Origin of the sequence: Halorubrum sp. SS7 (assembly GCF_005435055.1) — an archaeon.
Lineage (GTDB): Archaea > Halobacteriota > Halobacteria > Halobacteriales > Haloferacaceae > Halorubrum > Halorubrum salinarum.
This window is the reverse complement of sequence record NZ_SGXV01000132.1, coordinates 1-981: the sequence shown is the minus strand read 5'-3', so window position 1 is coordinate 981 and position 981 is coordinate 1. Positions and strand designations below refer to the sequence as shown.

The 981-nt window shown below is 57.2% G+C and carries 1 pseudogene; it reads left to right on the top strand.

Annotated features, from left to right (window positions below):
* Window positions 1-796: 796 nt before the first annotated feature.
* Window positions 797-981, top strand: a pseudogene (locus tag EXE44_RS17110) (CoA transferase); the annotation flags it as partial.

Sequence of the window (981 nt, the reverse complement as noted above, 5' to 3'; positions counted from 1 at the left end):
CGAACCAGATGAAGAGACGGTACAAAAGTGTTCCTCTCTGGAGTTGAAACGTCCCTCTCTCACGAGATGTCGAGGCAGTCGAGAGGCGGTTCGGGTCTACCGAGGGGGCGGTCGAACGGGTCGAGAGGGCGTAGAACTAGAAACGACGAGCGACGAGATCCCGTTCCTCTTTGACTAAGATCACTTGATATAGCGACTTTTAACCCCTGACACGGCTGATTCGAAGATCTTGCGATCGCGTCGTGACCGTTGGTATCCCGACTGCGAGGTCCGCCGATCGGTTTCGACTCCCCGGCTCGGGCCCACAGTCTCCGAGTCCGGCGAGGCGGTTCGATCGGGTACACCCCCACACCCCTTCGTTTCGGGTGGAACGGCAGACGGGTGGGTGGGGGTCCTGAGCTGTGAGTTGTATACCGGTGGTTTTATTACAAATACAATATAATAGTACCCTCGACAAACCCTCTAATATTATATTCGTTGTGGCATAATTATTTTATTACTAATCTTTCCTTGAATTATCTGGGGGCGCCTAGATCCACCGCGAATACCTATCGACCACCCCGTCGCTCTTCGCGGTTCCACTCGAAACGAAGGGGTGGGGGGAGGGCTCCCGATCGGCTTTCGGGAGATCGACGGCCGATCCCTCCTGGCTTCCTGACAACGTCTGACTACTGCGCCTCCGTCCATCGAAGTGGGTCCAACGAATATCACGGTCGACGCCGATAGTTTTACCAATCGGTAAACAAACCGTACACACACCTATGAGACGATTCCGTATCTCGGACGAGGTGGCTCGATGACCGATACCGGCGACACCGACACTGGCGACACCAACACTAGCGACACCGGAGCCGACGACACTGGGGCCAACGACACTGGCGACACCGGAGCCGACAACACTAGGGCCGACGGTCCCACCGGCGGCGGACGGATCCTCGACGGCGTCACCGTTCTCGACCTCTCGACGTTCGTCACCGGTGG